Below are 18,511 nucleotides of genomic sequence, written 5' to 3' on the forward strand. Positions count from 1 at the left end.
GTCCGCAACCATGACGCGGCCATCCCCCGCGTTCGTCCGATTGATGGACAGCAACTGATCGTAACCCAGATGCATGAAGTCACCGACAAGCACCCAGTCATTGTCGTCCTGCCACCCATTGAACAGAGGATGCTCGCCCCAGTTCTCCCAATACCGAACAGTCGCCGGCGACTGCCCGCTGGAGAAGTCCGCAACCATGACGCGGCCATCCCCCGCGTTCGTCCGATTGATGGACAGCAACTGATCGTAACCCAGATGCATGAAGTCACCGACAAGCACCCAGTCATTGTCGTCCTGCCACCCATTGAACAGACGATGCTCCCCCCAGTTCTCCCAATACCGAACAGTGGCCGGCGACTGCCCGCTGGAGAAGTCCGCAACCATAATGCGGCCGCTCACAATGGTGTCGTATGTGTAATCGAGCGCGTGGTGATCCAGGGTTCTTCTCGGGGTAGGCGGGTTCTGCTCTCCGGCCCACGGCGGCATGGGATCGTCGAGGGCATGGCCTGCCACTACGCCGGCGGTTCCTGTGGGTGGCAGGTAAGCTTGATCAGGATGCGCCCGCTGCCACTCTGCCCACAGTCGGTCTATGTTGCAGTGGTGGAGCCAAAAGACAGGGTCGTTGGGAGACGACATATCCATCATTGATCCGCCGACCCACATATGGCCAGGATTGTGGATCACGCCCTCCAGACGATTGCGAAAACTAGTGTTGGTGTCGCTTGCCCGGTTCCAGGGTGCGGAGTCGTAAGGAACGACGCCTTTCGCGGTGTCGACCTGGCCCTGGGTCGGCAGTGAGCCCATCATCCCGAAGGCGCGCCGCAGGTAGGGGCGGGTTTCCCCGGGATCGAGGATGGTCAGTGTCCATTGACCTGTCGCATGCGCGAACGGCCCGGTAGTGACCTGCTGGTTGGGGCCGGATCCATTGCCGCCCAGGAAACCGGCGGACCAAAGTGATGATGCGGGTGAGTTGTCCACGGTCCAGTCCCAGTAAGGAATGGACACGCTCGAGTCGATTGATTGCAAGGCGCGTTCGAAGCGTCGAAGGAACTCCCGGTGCCAGGGAAGAAAGCCAGGGCCGCCGTGGGCCGGATCATTCGGTGAGGATTGAAAGGCCGTTCGGTGTTGCGCGACGAAAACGTCATAAGCGCCGCTTGCTTTTAATGCCTTGACGGCGGCCACGAAGGCCGATCTTTCGTTCGCCGTGAGACTGGCTTGATTCTTCCGGATGTCCATGTCGCTACCCCCGCACCGCGTCGCGATATTCGATGATCCGTTTTGCTAGCTCAGGCAGAGACCGCTGCGGGTCGTACGCGAAACTGGCAGCGATATACCGGCCGGAATGGTCGACAACCGTGTATATCTTTTCCTCGTCGATATAGAGCTCGGGTTCGGTGTCCGCCGGAGAGTCGAGGGTCAGATCGCCTTCGCCGGCCCGCCCTCTTACCGAGATTACCCGCCCTCTATATATTTCTTGGTGAGTTCTCATGACATTCACCCCATGCGGTCCAGGTGGAACTGGCTATTTAACCTCTATCGAAATTGACGTGATTTGTTCAATCGACGATATGGTCGGCCGTACACCTGCCGACGCGAAGCATCGTTCCCGGAGTACTGGTTGCCGGCATGAACACGACGACATGCTGATTCTCGGTTGCTCTCAGTAGAGTTCTCAGCATGAGTTAGCTCTGTGCGGGGACGCACCAGGGACCGACCTAGGGATTTCCCTAGCCTCGGCAGACGTCCACAGGCGGGACGAACGAAACGGCGGTGCCCCGACGGACGCCAGCGTTGATCACACCTCAGCACTAGATCGAGATCTTGAGGCTGAGGGCGCCTGAGGACCGAGCGGCTTGACCTTGACGCGACGTCAACGTGTCTAATCGGGGGTGATCGCCCCGGAGGAGAGGAAACCCGATGGTCAGAGCCGCGCTACGGATCCTGGGGTTCGAGTTGAAGGGCCTGGCCGCCATCGGGTTGTGGGTCGTGCGCCGCCGTCACGGCGTGCCGCGCGGCGCGACCGCCGTGACGTACGCCAAGGAGCAGACCTTCATGTTGTCGCTGATGTTGTTCGCGATGGCGGTCGAGACGGTGGTCATAGATCTGCTGCTGGTCGCCACCGGCGTGCCCGCAGGGGTGCGGTTCGCGGTGCTGTTCGCCGATGTGTACGGGCTGCTGTTCGGGGTCATGTTGGCCGCCGCCTGCGTCACCCGGCCCCATGTCGTCACGGCCGACGAACTGCGCATCAGGTACGGCGCGTACTTCGACCTGCGCGTGCCCCGCCACCAGATCGCCGCCGTGCGCACGGGCCGCAACTACGACGAGAGCAGCATGGTCTCGATCAAGGACGGCAGGCTGAGCGTGGCGGTCTCCTCGCAGACCAACGTGACGATCGAACTGACCGAGCCGATCACCTTCGTGCGCCCGCTCGGCGCCCGCGCCGAGGCCACCACGATCCGCTTCTTCGCCGACAAACCCGACGTCGTCACGACGGCTCTTCGCGCCGGTCTCCCCGTGCGCCCATGAACGGGCTACTCGGCGCGGCGGGCGCGGGCGCGGCGTTTGCCCTCGTGCATCGCCTGTACGCGGGCGATCGGGATCGTGTGCCCCTCTTCGACCAGGTCGGCGGGCAACCGCTGCGGCTCGGGCATGAGCTCGGCCCACGGGTCCCCCTTGAGCTGCCCGGGCGCCGTGTGGATGGTGAAGTCGGCCGGTGCCACGCGGTCGAGGTCGGCCCAGGGTACGGGGAAGGAGACGGGGGCGCCCGGGCGGATGCGGGGGCTGTAGGCGGCCACCACCGTGGCCCCGCCCGCCCGGGTGGAGTCGAGGAAGACCTTGCCCGCGCGGTCCTCGCGGATGAACGCCGTGGTGGCCAGCGCCGGATCCAGCCGCTCCGCGCGAGCGGCCACAGCGCGGGTGGCCGCCGCCAGGTCCTCCACCGCCGTCCCTTCCGCCACGGGCACGAACACGTGTACGCCCTTCGCCCCGCTGGTCTTCACCGCGCCCGCCAGCCCGGCGTCGTCGAGCGCCTGGCGTACCAGGAAGGCGCCCCGCACGGCCAGCGAGAAGGCGTCACTGCCCTCTGGCGGGTCGAGGTCGAGCACCATGTGCGTGGGCTGGTCGCCGACGAACAGCGCCGGGTGGTATTCCACCGCCCGCTGGTTGGCGAACCACAACAACGTCCGCCTGTCGTCGCACAGCGCGTACGTCACCTGCCTGCGTGACGCCTCGGCCCAGACGGACACGGACTTCACCCAGTCGGGGGCGTACTTGGGCAGGTTCTTCTGCATGAACGGCTGCTGGCCTGGGCGTACGCGGATGACGGAGAGCGCGCGGTCGCGCAGGGCCGCGATGATGCGGTCGCTGACCGCGTCGAGGTAGTCGACCAGGTCGCGCTTGGTCGCGCCCGCCCCGTCGAACAGCGGCTGGTCGAGGTTGGTCAGAGCGACCCCGTCACGTGTCTCATCGCTGGCCACCCGCCCTACGATGCCCATGCGCACACCCGAGGTCAACCATGAGGAGAGCCCGATATGACCCGGTACCTGTACCTCACCCGGCACGGCGAAGCATCACCTGACGGCAGCCTGACGGACGCCGGCCGCCGCCAGGCCACGTTGCTCGGCGAAAGGCTCCAGGGCATCTCCTTCGCCGCCGTCCACCACGGCCCGCTCCCCCGGGTGACCCAGACCGCGGAGCTGATCGGCGAGCAACTACCCGGCATCCCGCTGGCTCGGCCTCAACCACTGCAACGCCGCCCTGACCGTCATCAGGTACGCCCAGGACCGCCCGTCCTCGGTGCTCTTCTACAACGACATGGCGCACCTGCCGCCTGAGCTCAGGTGGACCGGCTTCCCGCCCGAGCTCCGCCTATAGACGGGCCGTACCCGCCCCTCTCAGGCTGGGCAGCGCGGCCGGCCGCCCGCTCAGCAGCAGGAGCAGCGCCTGTACGGGCCCCTCCACCACGTCCCCCTCACCAACCGCCCAGTCCACGTCCGTGGCCACCAGCCGGAGCCCGCGCAGGCGCCGCTGCGGGTAGAAGGGGAAGCCGCGCTCCCAGATGAAGGCGGCGCAAGCGCGGGCCACGTCGAGCGGCATGGCCCGGTCGACGCCCAGCGGCACCGCGATGTCCTGAGCGTGGACGAGCGCGTCGAAGAGCGGATCCAGCGGCTTGGTCGTCGGCGCCCTGCGATGCGAGGTGGCCGACTCGCGTACCTGCTCGACGATCTCGCCGATCGGCAGCCTGGCGTGCCGCACCGCTGTGTCGCGGACGAACCGGTCGAAGCTCCCGCGCGCCCGGGCGAACTCCACTATCGCCGACGGGAGGCTCACCCTGGTGGCGAGCGCGAGGTGGGCGGCCACGTCGCGGACCCGCCAGCTCTCACAGAGCGAAGGCTGCTCCCAGTCGTCCGCCGACAACGAGCCGAGCAGGTCGGCCAGGGCCCGCCGCTCGGTTCCGAGTGCAGCCCAGATGTCTTCCTGGTTCATCGCACCTCCATTGCTAAGGTAGACTTAATATAAGGCTTCATTAGCAATGGGAGAAGTGTCCTTGGCCGCCACACATCCACCGCACGTCATAGCGCTGCTCTACGAGGCGTATCTGCGCCTCCAGGACGTCGTCCTCGAAGCGGGCAGGACGTACGACACCCGCGTCAGGCCCGCCCACTCGGCGGTGTTCTTCCACATGGAGCACGACGGCATCCGGCTGAGCAGGCTCGCGCAGAAGGCCCAGATGACCCCGCAGGCGATGGGGGCGCTGGTCGACGACCTGGAGGAGCTGGGCTACCTGCGCCGGGCGCCCGACCCCGCCGACCGCCGAGCCAAGCTCATCGTGTTCACCGAACGCGGCGACGAGGCGCTGAAGGTCGGCTACGCCGCGATCGACGATGTCGAGCGACGCGTCGCGGCCCTGCTCGGCGAGGACGGCCTCGCCGAGCTGAACGCCGCTTTGAGCCGCGTCATCGGCGCCTTTTAGGAGGGCGCCTTGGCCATCAGCTCGCGTTCTTCGCGGGTGGCGATGAGCCCGGCCGGCGCCAGGATCTTCGACTCCTCGAACGGCACTTCCGTGCTCGGCAGCGGCTCCCGCGTCCTGATCGCCTTGGTCCACACGCGCAGCGCGTCCAGGATCACCACGATGATCAGGATCGCGAACAACGCGGACAGGATCCCGTCCACGGTGGAGTTGACCACGACCTGCTGCATCGCGTCGGGCGTCTTCGCGGGCGCGAGCAACTTCCCCTGGTCCAGCGCCGTCTGATAGCGGTCGCGCTGGGCGAAGAAGCCGAGCGTGGGGTCGGCGGAGAACACCTTCTGGTAGCTGGCCGTCAGCGTGACGGCCACGTCCCAGGCCAGCGGCACCCCCGTCACCCAAGCCCACTTCAGCCGCCCGCTCTTGATCAGCAACGTCGTGGCCACGGTGAGCGCCACCGCGGCGAGCAACTGGTTGGCGATGCCGAACAGCGGGAAGAGCTGGTTGATGCCGCCGAGCGGGTCGTTGACGCCCACGTAGAGGAAGTAGCCCCAGGCGGCCACGACGACCGCGCTGGCCGCCACCAGCCCCGGCCACCAGCTCACCCGGGAGATCGGCTTCCACACGTTCCCCAGCGTGTCCTGGAGCATGAACCGCCCCACCCGCGTCCCCGCGTCGACGGTGGTCAGGATGAACAGCGCCTCGAACATGATCGCGAAGTGGTACCAGAACGCCTGCAGCCCCGCTCCCCCGAGGAACCCGGAGAAGATCTGCGAGATGCCCACCGCCAGCGTGGGCGCGCCTCCGGTCCGGGCGATCAGCGTCTGTTCCTGTACGGCCGCCGCCGCGGCCTGCAACTGCTCGGGCGTGATCACGAAGCCCATGTTGGTGACCGCTTCCGAGGCGGTCTGCACGGTGGCCCCGACGACGCCGGCTGGGGAGTTCATCGCGAAGTAGAGCCCGGGGGTCAGCACGCAGGCTGCGGTGATGGCCATGACGGCGACGAACGACTCCATGAGCATGGAGCCGTACCCGATCATCCGGACCTGGGTCTCCTTCTGGATCATCTTGGGCGTCGTGCCGGACGAGATCAGCGAGTGGAACCCCGACAGCGCCCCGCAGGCGATGATGATGAACACGAACGGGAACAACGCCCCCGCGAACACCGGCCCCTTGCCGCTGAAGGCGAAGTCGGTGAACGCCGTGGTCTGCATCGCCGGCATCGTGATGGCGATCCCGATCGCGATGAGCACGATGGTGCCGATCTTCATGAACGTCGACAGGTAGTCGCGCGGCGCCAGCAACATCCAGACGGGCAGAATGGCGGCGACGAACCCGTACGCGATGAGCCACAGTGCCAGCGCCGACGGGCTCAGTGTGAAGAACGGCGCCCAGCTCGACTCCTGCACCCAGCCGCCGGCCACGATCGCCAGGAGCAGCAGCGCGACCCCGATCACGGTGGTCTCGACGACCTTGCCCGGCCGGATCACCCGCAGGTAGAACCCCATGAACAGGGCGATGGGGATGGTCATGGCGATGGAGAAGACGCCCCACGGGGACTGCGCCAGGGCGTTGACCACGACCAGCGCCAGCACGGCGAGCAGAATGATCATGATGGCGAAGACCGCGATGAGCGCCGCCGCCCCGCCGATCGGGCCGATCTCGTCGCGCGCCATCTGACCGAGGCTGCGGCCGTTGCGCCGCATGGAGAAGAACAGGATCACCATGTCCTGCACGGCCCCGGCGAAGATCACCCCCGCGACGATCCAGATGGTGCCCGGCAGGTAGCCCATCTGGGCCGCCAGCACGGGCCCCACCAGCGGCCCCGCCCCCGCGATGGCGGCGAAGTGGTGGCCGAACAGGATCCGCCGGTCGGTCGGCTGGTAGTCGATGCCGTTGTCGAGCCGCTCGGCTGGGGTGGCCCGGCGGTCGTCGGCACGCAACACCTTGCGCACGATGAACCTGGCGTAGAACCGGTAGGCGATGGCGTACGAACCGAGGGCGGCGGCCAGCAGCCAGACCGCGTTGACGTTCTCACCGCGGGACAGGGCGAGCACCGCCCACCCCGTGGCACCTACGAGAGCGACGGCCGTCCAGATGATGATGGAACGCAGTTTCACCCGTTACCTCCCGGATATGGGGCGACCCAGGCAACAACGCAGCCCTGCATCCGGCGGCAGATCGGTGGTGAAGTGCCGCCAGCGCCACAGCGGACGGCAGTCGATCGTCACGGGAAGCTCGGCGAGATGCACCCAGGCGGTGGGATGGGCGTACACCAGATCGGTCCCGAGCCTGCGCGCCCGGCGGGGCAACCGGGAGCGGCGCAGCGGCCTGACCGAGAACTCCCCCGCGTCCGCGCAGCAGAGGCCGGTCACATGCCAGTCGAAGAACACGACTTCTTGATCGCGGAGGGATTCACGAGCGGCGGGGGTGAGAGTGATACGGGACATCTGGCGCTCCTGAATATCAGGTAGCTCAGAAATTAACGTCGGCCTTACCCGCTGTACTCGCCGTTGAAACAGCCTTTGCGGAACCCCCGAAAAGCAACGCGCCCCTGCCCCGGTGGGGGCAGGGGCGCGATCACCTAACCGGTTACGGCTTCTTCCAGGGGTCGAAGTAGGCCACCGTGCCGAAGTCGACCTCCAGCGCGGTCGTCGGGCTCCCGCTGATCGCGCTCGCACCGGTCACGAAGATCCGGACACCCGCGCCGCCGGCCGCGTCCACGGCCAGCGCGTGCGCGCTGTCCGAGACGCCGGCCGCCCCGTCGAAGGTGCCCGTCCAGACCGGCTGGCCACTCGCCGCGTCGTACGCGATCGTCAGGTAGTCGTTGCCCTTGTCCGGGTCCTGCGCGCTCTGACCCGTGACGACCACCTTGCCGCCATCCGGGGTCACGGCGACGTCCCACGCGACGTCGTCGGTCTTCGCCTGGCCGCTGTAACGCTGCACCCAGGACCGCCGGCCCGTGGCGGGGTCGTAGGCGATCGTGGTGTAGTCCGACCTCGTCCCTTCGCCGTCGGTGTTGCCGGTGACGTAGAGCTTGCCACCGCCGGGCGCGAGCGTGATGTCCTGCGGGTTGTCGCTGGAGTGCGCCGGGCCGTCGTAGCGGTCGGTCCAGATCTCCTTTCCTGTGGTGGTGTCGTAGGCGATCGTGGCCCAGTCGGTCTCCGTCTTCGGGTCGGAGCTGGCTCCGGTGACGAAGACCGCCTTGCCGTCCGCCGCGACCTCCATCGCGGAGGGGATGTCGCTCCCGTTCGCCGGGCCGTTGTGCTGGGCCGACCAGAGCTGCTCGCCGGTGGCGGCGTTGTAGGCCACGGTGCCCCAGTTGGTCAGACCCGTGCCGGGTTCGCCCTGGCTCTGGCCGGTGACGATGAGCTTGGACCCGTCCGGGGTCACCTTGAGCACCCGCCCCTCGTCGGTGGCCCCTCCCGGCCCGTCGAAGTACGCGATCCACGTACGCGCGCCGGTGTCGGCGTTGTACGAGATCGTGTAGTAGTCCTCCTTGCCGGGCTCGGCCATCGCGGCCATGCCGGTGACGTAGACGCTCTTCCCGTCAGGGCTGACCTCGAGCCCCCAGCCGCTGTCCGAGCCGTTCACCGGCCCGTTGTACCGCGTGACCCAGAGCTCCGCGCCCGTGGCGGTGTCGTACGCGATCGTGACGGCGTCGTTGCCGGTGTCGTCGGTCCCGGTGCTGACGCCGTGGACGAAGAGCTTGCCGCCGTCAGGGCTCACCTCGATCGCCATCGGTTCGTCGTAGCTCTTGCCGGGACCCGTGTAGCCCTTGCTCCACACCTCGGCGCCGGTGGCGGCGTCGTAGGCGACGGTGGCGATCTGCGGGCTGAGCATGCCGGGAGAGGTGCCGTAGCTCACGCCGGAGACGTAGATCCGCTTGCCCTTGGGGTCGAGGGCGATGTGCTCGGCGGAGTCGTCGCCGCCCTTGGCGCCGTAGGTGGCCGCCCACTTCTCGGGCACCGGCCGTACGACGACGGGCACGCGTACCGTGTGCTTGTGCTCCTTCCAGGTGAGCTGCCCGCCCTGGTACTGGTTCATCGGCGCCGTGGTCTGCGTGAAGGAGACCGTGAACGACTTCGTCTCCCCCGACTTCAGCTTGAGCTTGCTCGGGCTGACCTTGGCCGTGATGCCGCTCAGGTCGGCGACGGAGGCGGTGTAGGTGGCGGTCGAGCGACCCACGTTGGTCACCTTGCGCGTCACCGTCTGGGTGCCCGGCAGCCTGCCGACCGAGATCGAGGGCACGTTCATGTCACTCGGGTCGAACGAGTAACCCTTCTTGGCCAGCGCGTCGCAGGTCTGCTGCTGCACGCCCTTGGTGCTCCCGCACAGGAACGCCAGCCAGTCCTGGACCCCGCTGTCGTAGACCAGGCCGGGGTCGGCGGCGCTGTTCGGAGTGACGTGGCCGGCGCCCGCGCTGAAGATCACCGACGGGTCCGTGTTCGGCCCGTCGCGCACGTCGGAGCCGCTCGTCATCAGCGCCGACTTGACGGCCATCGGCGACCAGTCCGGATGCAGGTCCTTCAGCAGCGCGGCGATCCCGGCGACGTGCGGGGACGCCATGGACGTGCCGCTGGCGAAGTTGAAGTCGAGACCGTTGGCCCCCGGCGGCGCGAACGCGGCCAGGATGTCCTGCCCGGGAGCGGTCAGGTCGGGCTTCAGCACGTCGCCGCCGGCGGCGGCGGTCGGCCCGCGCGAGGAGAACTCGGCCACGTACGGAGCCGGGGCGTCGTTGCTGATCTCCGCCTGGTCGATCGTGGCGGTCGCGCCGGCGGTGGCGGCGTAGTCCTTGACGGCCTGCCGGTCCTTGAGCGCGATGTGCACGGTGGGGACGGAGTGCAGGTCGGCGTTGAGCGAGCTCTCGTCGACGTTGGCCAGGACCATGCCGATGCCGCCCGCCTGGGCGACGGCGGCGCTCTTGTTGACGCGCGGCGTCACCCCGCGGTCACAGAGCACGATCTTGCCCTTGACCTTGGCCGGGTCGAGCACCGGTTTGCCGTCGTTGTCCTTGGCGGCGTAGCACTGCGCCAGCTGTGTCGCGTCCACGCCCGGCAGTCCCGCCGCCGTGGCGTCGATGAGCGGCGCGGGACCGGCCTTCGCCGCCAGCGACGCGCCGCTGTAGGTGGTGCCGTTGCCGAGCGTCACCGAGCCCGACGTGCCGCGGTTGTGGGTGCCCGCCGCGACCGTGGTCACCCACGGGGACGGGTGATCCACGGTGGCGGGCGTCGGGCCGCTGTTCCCGCCCGCGGCGGCGACGAAGACGCCCGCCTCCGCGGCGTTCAGGAACGCCAACTCCGCCGGGTCGAGAAGGTCCGCGCCCCCGCCCGAGACCGAGTAGTTGATGACGTCCACGCCATCCGCCACCGCCTGGTCAATGGCGGCGACCAGGTCCGAGTAGTAGCCGTTGGCCGTGGAGGCGTCCTGGGTGGACCAGAGCGCCTTGTACGCGGCCACCCGGGCCCGCGGCGCGATGCCGCTGATCGAGCCGAACGTCGCGGCCGGACCCGTCACGGGAACGTCGTGGTTGCCGCCCGCCGTCGAAGCCGTGTGCGTGCCGTGCCCGTTGTAGTCGCGCGGCGACTGGAACTCCCAGGGCAACTGCTCCTTGATGCCCTGGTCACCGCCCCACCCGGCGTTGAAGTGCTGGGCCGAGACCAGCTTGCCGTTGCACAGGCCGCTGTTCCAGGAGTTGTCGGGGGTGGCGGAGTCGCACTTGCCGTGGAACCCGTCGACCCGGCCGTACTTCTTCCCGCTCGGGTCGGGGTTGGCGAAGCTTTTGCTGTCCGCCCAGATGCCGCTGTCGATCACGCCGATGACCAGGCCGTCGCCGGCGCCCTTGCCGTGCTTGTCCCCGGTCGGTCCGCCGAGCTGGTCCCAGAGGCCGCCGCGGGCGTCCAGGCCCAGGAATGTCGGCGTCGACGACGTCTGCACCGACACCTTCCTGTCCTCGGTCACGGCCACCACATCGGGCATCGCCCGCAGCTGCTTGACCTGGTCCGCGGTCAGCTTGGCCGCGAAGCCGCCGTAGGAGTAGAGGTACTCGTAGACCTTCTTGCCGCCCCCGACCTTCTTCAGCGCGGCATCGTGCCGGCCGCGCAGGTGGTCAGCGTACTTGGTCACGTCGTTGGAGCCGGGGTCGATCTTCTCGCCCTCTTGCGGCTTGGTCTTGGCCAGCCCCGCCACGTCGCCCTCGTAGGTCGCCACGGGGTCGGGGGCCATCTGCACGATGTAGGTTTTCTGCTCGTCCGGGCCGGCTTGCGCGGAGACCGGGCCGGGCCAGGCGAGCCCGGCCAGCGTCAACCCGGTCACGGCCGTCATCGCCAATAACCGTCTGGGAATACCAGGAGATTTGGACAGATCCATCGTCGCCCCTCATGCGTCGCCGCTGTTCGCGGACGATCGCCGAGGCTAATGAGGGGCGGCTGGGGGCGGCATCCGTACGGTATACGGATTTTTGGACGGCACTTAACGGGAGATGACCATCCGGTAGCCTGTTTGCGCTGATATTTCACACATCAGGGCAGGTAGGGGGTGGGGCCGCGTGCCCTTGGGACCGGCCCGCGTCGCCCCCTCGGGATCTCTGTCCGACGTGCTCATCGGCCGCCGGGCCGAGCTCGCCCTCCTGCGTGCGGTCATCGGCTCTCCGCCGTCCCTCGCCCTCATCGAGGGGGAGGCGGGCATCGGCAAGAGCCGCCTGGTCGGAGAGCTGTTCGCGACGCCGGGCCTGGCTGGGATCCGCAGGCTCGTGGGCCAGTGCGAGCAGCTCCAGGAGCCCCTGCCGCTGTCCCCGCTGCTCGACGCCTTCCGCCTGGCCGGCGACGAGCTCGCCCGGTCCCGGCCGCCCAATCCCGTCGTGGGGGTGCTCGCGCCGCTGCTCCCCGAGCTGGCCGAACACCTGCCGCCGCCCCTGCCCGCGTTACCCGACCAGCGGGCGGAGCGGCACCGGGTGTTCCGGGCGGCCGTCGCGCTGCTCGACCATCTGGGCCCGCTGGTGCTGGTGCTGGAGGACGTGCACTGGGCCGACGGCGGCACCCACGACTTCCTCGCCTTCCTCGCCGCCCACCAGCCGAAGAACGTCTCGGTGATCCTCACCGTCCGCACCGAAGTGGGGCTGCTCCCGATCCGCGAGGCCTTCGCGCGGGCGCCCTCGGGCCCGGCCAGGACCGTCAGCCTGACGCCGCTGAGCCTGCCCGAGGTGGAGGAGCTCGCGCAGAGCATCCTGCGGGCCGAGCTGCCCCGTACGTTCGCCGCCCCCCTCTACGAGAAGACCGGCGGCATCCCGTTCGTGGTCGAGGAAGTGCTCCGCACGCTGCTGGAACAGCTGCCCGCCAGCGAGATCCCCGGCCGTCCCGACGTGCTGGCCGAGCTGGCCGTCCCGACGGTGTTGCGTGACGTGGTGCGGCAGCGCCTGTCCTCGCTCGACGACCCGGCCCAGGAGATCATCGGGGCCGCCGCCGTCATCGGCATGACACCGGATGACCACGTGCTCGCGGAGGTCACCGGCAGCGGCGCGGCGGGCATCGCCAAGGCTCTCGCGCAGGCCCAGGCCGTGGGGCTGCTGCACGAGGAGGACGGCCGCTGCCGGTTCCGCCACGCGCTGGCACGGCAGATCGTGTACGAGTCCGTGCCCGTGTCCGGCCGTCGCCTGCTGCATCTCAGGACCGCGCAGGCCCTCGAATCCGGGGCCGCGCCCAGACCTGTGGCCAGGCTCGCCCACCACTACCGGCAGGCGGGGCGTACGGCGGAATTCGTGGGCCACGCGGAGGCCGCCGCCGACACCGCCTTCTCCCACGGCAACGACGCCACGGCGGCCCGGTTCCTGCTCCAGGCGCTGGAGCTCGGCGAGTTGTCCCGCGAGGTACGCGTGCGGCTAGCCGTCAAGCTCGGCCGGGCGGCGGTCGACGGGCTGGCGCACACGGAGGCCGTACCGATACTCGAACGCCTGCTGGCCACCGAGCCCCTCCCCACCCACCTGCGCGGCGAGCTGCGCTTCGCACTCGGCCGGCTGCTGCGGCAGCAGGGCGAGACGCGGGCGGGCCACCTCCAGATCGAGAGCGCGATCGAGGACCTGGCCGACCGGCCCGCGCTCCTGGGGCGGGCGCTGGCCGTGCTCTCCGCGCCCGAGACCGTCGTGGACCGGCACGTCAGCGAGCACGCTGCGCGCTGCGACCAGGCCGAGGAGGCGGCCCGCCGCAGCGGCGACCGCGACGTCGGCATCGCGGTACGCATCGCCAGGGCCTCACTCCTGCTGGAACAGGGCGACCCGGGAAGCTGGCGGCTGATCGACGAGCTGCTGCGTGACGACGGCCTCAGAGCGGCCCCGAGAGAGCACGCCCGCGCCTGCCTCAACTGGGCTCAGGGCGCCCTGCACATCGGCCGGCTGGAGCGCGCCGAGGCGCTGCTCGCCGAGGGACGCCAGGTGGTCGACCAGGCCGAATACCTCCGGCTGGCGGAGATCGTCGAGCTGGTGACGGCCGCCGTCGACCACGCCGCGGGACGGTGGGAGGGCCTGGCGGACCGGGCCCGCCGGTTGGAGGGCACAGGGGCCAAGGTGGGGGCCGCGTCCCTGGACCGGCGGCTGCTGCAGGCCACGCTGCTCACGGCGACGGGCCCGGCCGAGGAGGCGACGGCCCGGCTGGGCGACGTGATCGCGATCGCCGAGCGGGTCGGGTCCGTGTGGCCGCTCATCCCCGCCCTGATGACGTTGTCCCGGCTGCTGCTGACGCTGGACGACGCCGCCGGGGCAGCCTCGTACGCGACCGCGGCCCTTGCTCACGTGCGTTCCAAGGGGAACTGGGTGTGGGGCGCGGAGACCGTACTGTGCCTGGTGGACGCGCTGGACGCGCTCGGCGAGGCAGGTGAGGCCGCTGAGCTGGTGGAGGAGCTGAATCTCGGCATCGCGGGCGCCGACGCGCCGATCGCGCAGGCGGCGTTGCTGAGCGCCCGGGCCGTCCTGGCTCGTTCGCGGGATTCTCTGGAGGCCGACCGACTGCTGGACGCGGCGCTGGCCACGTTGCGCGCCGCCGGGTTGCGTTACGAGGAGGCGCTGGCCGCCGAGCGCCTGGGCCGGTGGCGCTGCGAGCGCAGCGCCGCTGACGGGGGGCCGCTGCTGGAAGGGGCGCTGCGGTTGTACGGGGGGATGGGCGCGGACCGGGACATCGCGCGGATCTGCCGGGTCATGCGGCAGAACGGGGTGCCCATTCCGTATCCGTGGCGGGGAGGGCGTCCGTCGCACGGGCAGACGTTGTCGTCGCGGGAGCGCGAGGTGGCGCTGCTGGCGGCGGAGGGGAGGACGAACCAGGAGATCGCGACCGAGCTGTTCCTGTCCAGGCGCACGGTGGAGAGCCACATCTCCAGCGCGCTGCGCAAGCTGGGCCTGCTGTCGCGGAAGGAGTTGTCGACCCTCCTGGGCTCGGATCCATGACTCAGCAGATCAGGCGGTGCTCCCAGGCCGACTCGTCGCCGGGCAACCTCAGGCGCACCGCGGGACCGTTGAAGCGTTCGATCAGTTCGCTGAGCTGCCCGGGACCGGGCGGGATCGGGGCCGCGCCGTCGTCGCGTAACAGCCGACGACCCGCCGCGCCGCGACCACCGCACCGAGCCCGACCTCAGCCGCGAACCCTCGAACCCGCACGCCGCTCAGGCTAGGAGCCGCGGCCCGATCGCCCAACCGGCCAAAAGTACGATCGCGACCCTCCTTCCGGACGAGGCCGACGCCGGGCGCACGTTCCATAGGCTGTCAACCATGGCAGATCAGGAAGAGCAGCAGGACGTCCGCATCGAGATAAAGATGATCATGTCGATCACCGATGCGAAGGCCCTGCAAGACGCGGCCATCGACCTCATCGACAGGAACGGCGTCTGGCACGTCGGGCCGAACCCGACGGCCGCCCAGAAGCAGGAGGAAATCGACAAGATCAAGGCGGACCCGGCCCAGGCCGTGAGCAATCTGGTCGCCTTCATGAACATCGACGACCTGATCGCCGAGCGAGTCCCCGGCCTCGAGGCCGACAGCGCGAGCGTGGGCGCGAAGGTAGGAAGATCCGGCGAATTCGAATAGACCGGGTGACTGTCACTGCGAGTCCCAGGATCAGCGGGGCCTCTCCCGGCCACTCGGTCCTCCGCCAGGATTGCGACTGCTGAGAGAGAGGAGCCATCATGACCAAGACCAGCCCCGGCGGAACCCTGACCCTCGCCGAGGACCTCACCCTGAGCCGGATGGGCTACGGCGCGATGCAGTTGGCCGGGCCCGGGGTGTTCGGCCCGCCGAAGGACCGCGACCAGGCGATCGCGGTGCTGCGCGAGGCCGTCAGGCTCGGCGTCACGCACATCGACACCAGCGACTTCTACGGCCCCGCCGTCGTCAACGAGCTGATCAAGGAGGCCCTGCACCCCTACCCCGACGACCTCCGCATCGTCACCAAGGTAGGAGCCACCCGAGGCGACGACGCCTCGTGGAACGTGGCCCTGTCCCCGCAGGACCTGATCGACGCGGTCCACGACAACCTCACCCATCTCGGCGTCGAAGCGCTCGACGTGGTCAACCTGCGAGTCGGGGCCGCTGACACAGCGATCGCCGGCTCCCTCGCCGAACCCTTCGGCGTGCTCGCCGACCTGCGGCAGCAGGGCCTCATCCGGCACCTGGGCGTCAGCGGCGTCACCTCGGAGCAGCTCACGGAGGCCCAGCGGATCGCCCCGGTCGTCACCGTGCAGAACCTCTACAACCTCGCGAACCGCCAGGACGACGCGCTGGTGACCCGCTGCGCCGACGAGGGAATCTCCTACGTGCCGTTCTTCCCGCTCGGCGGTTTCACGCCGCTGCAGTCCGACGTCCTCGACCGCGTCGCCGCCCGCCTCGGCGCGTCGCCCCAGCAGACCGCCCTCGCCTGGTTGTTGCGGCGCTCGCCGACCATCCTGCTGATCCCCGGCACGTCCTCCCTCGGCCACCTCCGAGAGAACGTCGCCGCCGCCGACCTGGCACTCCCCGAGGACGCGGTGGCGGAACTCGACGCCATCTGAGCCTTCAGGAGTCCCGCGACTGGAGCAGGGTGAATGCCACGGCCAGCAGCCCCACCAGGGCCCAGATCACCCCCCTGGGATCTCGACGCCGGCCGCTCGGTACGCAGCCGCCGCAGGCTCCTGGAATGTTGCTCGTGCACGCGTACCATATGCCGTTTCCGGGGTTGGGCCGGATCAGGTGGTACGGGGACGCGTTCGCCTGGAGGCCGGCTACAGGGAGTCCAGCCAGCTGAGCAGGCGGGTGCCCTGGCGAGTCATGACGCTGGGCTCGCGCAGGGCGTTGGCCAGCAGGGACATGCCCTGGTAGGCGCCCACCAGGGTCAGGGCGAGCCCGTCGGGGTCGGGTAGGCCGAGTTCGCGGAACTGGCGTTCGACCCAGTCCAGCAGCAGCCGGATGACCCTGCCCGCCTCCACGTCCAGGCCGCCTTCGGCGCGTTTGTCCAGCTCGGCGGCCAGCGTACCGGTCGGGCAGCCGTACCGGACCGCGAGATCGCGTTGGCTGACCCACGCCTCCACGAGGTCCTTGAGCCGCTCCCGCGGATCGGGCAGGCCATCCAGCCGGTCGGTGAGCAGCCCCAGCTGTCGGGCGTGCTCGGTGAGCGCGGCGCCGACCAGCTCGTCCTTGGTCTTGTAGTAGTAGTACACGTTGCCGACGGGGACGTCGGCGGCATGGGCGATGTCGGCGATGGTGGTACGCTCCACACCCTGCTGGTGTACGACCCGGGCGGCGGCGATCATCAACCGCTGCCGCTTGGCGGTTGCCGCTCTTACCCGGGAACCTTTCGAGTCAGTCACCTGACTAACTATAGCCGCCACAAAGTCGGGGTCACCGGTTTCGATCCGCCCTCATCAGCCGCCGGCCAACCACCACACTGTTGTCCGCGGCCATCGCCCCCGGTCTCCCCGAACGTGAACCGTGGCTCTTTCGAGGGAGCCTCACGCGATGGCCGTCACCATTTCTCCCGGGCGACGCCTCGGCGGAGCCACCGCGGCACGGCGCGGTCAGAAACCGTGCCGGTGGGCCCGTCCGAGCCGATGGTCGCGAGCCGTACGATCGCGTCGGTACCCTGCTCGACCGTCTGGCGGCCGCTGTTGATCAGAACGTCGAGCCGGCCCTCTCGGCGAGTGAGTTAGGCCACGGCCACGGCGACGGTGGCGTCGTCGGTACCGGACCGGGAGGGTATGTCGCGCTCATCCTGGGAGCAGCAGGGACAGTCACGCCGCATCGACGGCGATTAGCCTTGAACGGTGGAAAAAGCCAACGCACTGGGCGTCTACCTGCGCGCACGACGCGATCTGGTACGCCCCGAGGACGTCGGCCTGATCGGCGGCGACCGCAGGCGAGTTCCCGGACTTCGCCGTGAGGAGCTGGCGATGCTGGCCGGCATCAGCTCCGACTACTACCTGCGCCTGGAGCAGGGACGCGGTCAGCATCCATCCGCCCAGGTACTGGACGCGCTGGCCAACGCGCTGCGACTCGACGCGGCCGCCACCGCGCACCTGCACGACCTGGCCCGCCCCAAGACCCGCCGCCGGGCCCGCCCGCGTGCCGAACGGGTCCCGGCCGGGATCATCCAGCTCATCGACCAGTTGCCGATGCCCGCGTACGTGTACGGCAGGTACATGGACGTGCTGGCCGCGAACCACCTCGCCAGGGCGCTGTCACCGAACTTCGCCCCTGGCCGGAACCTGCTGCGACAGGTCTTCCTGGACCCGGGCGACCGCGAACTCCACCTGGACTGGGACCGCGCGACCGCCGGCGTGGTCGGCGGCCTGCGCGCGACGGCCGGCGCCGACCCCGGCGACCCGCGCCTGGCGGAACTCGTCGGCGAGCTGTCGATCAGCAGTGATCGTTTCCGCACCCTCTGGGCCCGCGCCGACGTCGGGCACCGCGGGGAAGGCACGAGTCACATGCTGCACCCGCAGGTCGGGGAGCTGCACCTGCGCCGCGACAAGCTCGCCATCGCCGGAACCGAAGGGCAGCAGCTCGTCATCTACCACGCGGAACCCGGAACGGCCTCCGCCCAGGCCCTCGGTCTCCTCGGATCCATCGCGGCCACCGATGAACGCGACGCAACGACCCAAGACCAGGACATCGTCGGCTGAATGCGAGGTCGAACCCGCGCCACGCGACGTTCAGGACGTCCGGACCGCACCGAGGAAGGTCACGGTCAGCGGCTCGCCGGGCTGGGGGTCCTCCGCCGCGGTGAACTGGCCCTCCGCCCCGGTGAAGCTGTAGGTGGCCGGGCCCCGGCGGGTGACCGTCCACGGTCGGCGCAGGTCGCCCGACACGCTCAGCGGCGCGGCGACGGTGCCGCGGCCGGACTGCGCCGGTCCCGTGCAGTTGGTGCCGGTTACCGTCATCTGCCCGGCGTGCTTGTTCTCGGCTATCCAGGCACAGGTGTACGTGTCGGTGCCGGCTGCGGCGGGTTGCGGGTACGCGGTCAGGGCGAGCAATGCCAGGGCGAGCCTCATGGGTGTAACGGCCTTTCCGATGATCAGTAGTGCTTTCACCTCCCT

The 18,511-nt window shown here is 69.3% G+C and carries 15 protein-coding genes; 7 read left to right on the forward strand and 8 right to left on the reverse strand.

The window, feature by feature from the left end:
- Nucleotides 1-1,236, reverse strand: a 1,236-nt coding sequence (locus tag ACFLIM_RS34250; RefSeq protein ID WP_393172516.1) for a tyrosinase family protein, incomplete at its 3' end; no start/stop codon positions are given.
- A 681-nt stretch (nucleotides 1,237-1,917) separates the two neighbouring features.
- Here ACFLIM_RS34250 and ACFLIM_RS34255 point away from each other — a divergent pair.
- Nucleotides 1,918-2,526 carry a hypothetical protein gene (locus ACFLIM_RS34255; RefSeq protein WP_393172517.1) on the forward strand — a complete coding sequence of 203 codons (609 nt, stop codon included), beginning with the start codon at nucleotides 1,918-1,920 and terminating at the stop codon, nucleotides 2,524-2,526.
- A gap of 5 nt (nucleotides 2,527-2,531) precedes the next feature.
- On the opposite strand, the gene ACFLIM_RS34260 is transcribed toward ACFLIM_RS34255, so the two are convergent.
- Nucleotides 2,532-3,494: a DNA polymerase domain-containing protein gene (locus ACFLIM_RS34260; protein WP_393172518.1), complete on the reverse strand. Its 963-nt coding sequence runs from the start codon at nucleotides 3,492-3,494 to the stop codon at nucleotides 2,532-2,534.
- 36 nt (nucleotides 3,495-3,530) lie between these two features.
- On the opposite strand from ACFLIM_RS34260, the gene ACFLIM_RS34265 reads away from it, so the two are divergent.
- Complete coding sequence (locus ACFLIM_RS34265; protein WP_393172519.1) at nucleotides 3,531-3,833, forward strand: histidine phosphatase family protein; 303 nt, start codon at nucleotides 3,531-3,533, stop codon at nucleotides 3,831-3,833.
- 34 nt (nucleotides 3,834-3,867) lie between these two features.
- On the opposite strand, the gene ACFLIM_RS34270 is transcribed toward ACFLIM_RS34265, so the two are convergent.
- Nucleotides 3,868-4,485 carry a maleylpyruvate isomerase family mycothiol-dependent enzyme gene (locus ACFLIM_RS34270; RefSeq protein WP_393172520.1) on the reverse strand — a complete coding sequence of 206 codons (618 nt, stop codon included), beginning with the start codon at nucleotides 4,483-4,485 and terminating at the stop codon, nucleotides 3,868-3,870.
- A 61-nt stretch (nucleotides 4,486-4,546) separates the two neighbouring features.
- Between ACFLIM_RS34270 and ACFLIM_RS34275 the strand changes: the two genes are divergently transcribed.
- Complete coding sequence (locus ACFLIM_RS34275; RefSeq protein ID WP_393172521.1) at nucleotides 4,547-4,972, forward strand: MarR family winged helix-turn-helix transcriptional regulator; 426 nt, start codon at nucleotides 4,547-4,549, stop codon at nucleotides 4,970-4,972.
- Here the strand turns inward: ACFLIM_RS34275 and ACFLIM_RS34280 are convergent.
- From ACFLIM_RS34280 to ACFLIM_RS34290, 3 genes are all read right to left on the reverse strand, one after another.
- On the reverse strand, nucleotides 4,969-7,086 hold the full coding sequence (locus ACFLIM_RS34280) for a carbon starvation CstA family protein (RefSeq protein WP_393172522.1): 2,118 nt from the start codon (nucleotides 7,084-7,086) through the stop codon (nucleotides 4,969-4,971). The two genes, ACFLIM_RS34275 and ACFLIM_RS34280, sit on opposite strands and share 4 nt — an antisense overlap.
- A gap of 3 nt (nucleotides 7,087-7,089) precedes the next feature.
- A complete protein-coding gene (locus tag ACFLIM_RS34285; protein ID WP_393172523.1) occupies nucleotides 7,090-7,416 on the reverse strand; it encodes a hypothetical protein in 327 nt (108 codons plus the stop codon).
- A 142-nt stretch (nucleotides 7,417-7,558) separates the two neighbouring features.
- Entirely contained in the window at nucleotides 7,559-11,290 is a 3,732-nt protein-coding gene (locus ACFLIM_RS34290; RefSeq protein ID WP_393172524.1) for a S8 family serine peptidase, read from the reverse strand.
- A 223-nt stretch (nucleotides 11,291-11,513) separates the two neighbouring features.
- Here ACFLIM_RS34290 and ACFLIM_RS34295 point away from each other — a divergent pair, with 223 nt between their 5' ends.
- The 3 genes from ACFLIM_RS34295 to ACFLIM_RS34305 all read left to right on the forward strand — a co-directional run bounded on the left by ACFLIM_RS34295 (nucleotide 11,514) and on the right by ACFLIM_RS34305 (nucleotide 15,991).
- Nucleotides 11,514-14,396, forward strand: a complete 2,883-nt coding sequence (locus tag ACFLIM_RS34295) for a helix-turn-helix transcriptional regulator (protein WP_393172525.1) — start codon at nucleotides 11,514-11,516, stop codon at nucleotides 14,394-14,396.
- 321 nt (nucleotides 14,397-14,717) lie between these two features.
- Nucleotides 14,718-15,032: a hypothetical protein gene (locus ACFLIM_RS34300; protein ID WP_393172526.1), complete on the forward strand. Its 315-nt coding sequence runs from the start codon at nucleotides 14,718-14,720 to the stop codon at nucleotides 15,030-15,032.
- 98 nt (nucleotides 15,033-15,130) lie between these two features.
- Nucleotides 15,131-15,991: an oxidoreductase gene (locus tag ACFLIM_RS34305; RefSeq protein ID WP_393172527.1), complete on the forward strand. Its 861-nt coding sequence runs from the start codon at nucleotides 15,131-15,133 to the stop codon at nucleotides 15,989-15,991.
- A gap of 210 nt (nucleotides 15,992-16,201) precedes the next feature.
- Here ACFLIM_RS34305 and ACFLIM_RS34310 read toward each other — a convergent pair whose 3' ends face one another.
- Entirely contained in the window at nucleotides 16,202-16,786 is a 585-nt protein-coding gene (locus ACFLIM_RS34310) for a TetR/AcrR family transcriptional regulator (protein WP_393172528.1), read from the reverse strand.
- A gap of 453 nt (nucleotides 16,787-17,239) precedes the next feature.
- Here ACFLIM_RS34310 and ACFLIM_RS34315 point away from each other — a divergent pair, with 453 nt between their 5' ends.
- Nucleotides 17,240-18,097 (forward strand): helix-turn-helix transcriptional regulator, encoded by an 858-nt coding sequence (locus ACFLIM_RS34315; protein WP_393172529.1) that lies wholly within the window; start codon nucleotides 17,240-17,242, stop codon nucleotides 18,095-18,097.
- A gap of 30 nt (nucleotides 18,098-18,127) precedes the next feature.
- Here ACFLIM_RS34315 and ACFLIM_RS34320 read toward each other — a convergent pair whose 3' ends face one another.
- Nucleotides 18,128-18,466: a hypothetical protein gene (locus ACFLIM_RS34320; protein ID WP_393172530.1), complete on the reverse strand. Its 339-nt coding sequence runs from the start codon at nucleotides 18,464-18,466 to the stop codon at nucleotides 18,128-18,130.
- Between the last annotated feature and the right edge of the window lie 45 nt (nucleotides 18,467-18,511).

It is taken from the genome of Nonomuraea marmarensis (genome assembly GCF_043197025.1).
In the GTDB taxonomy this organism is placed as follows: domain Bacteria; phylum Actinomycetota; class Actinomycetes; order Streptosporangiales; family Streptosporangiaceae; genus Nonomuraea; species Nonomuraea marmarensis.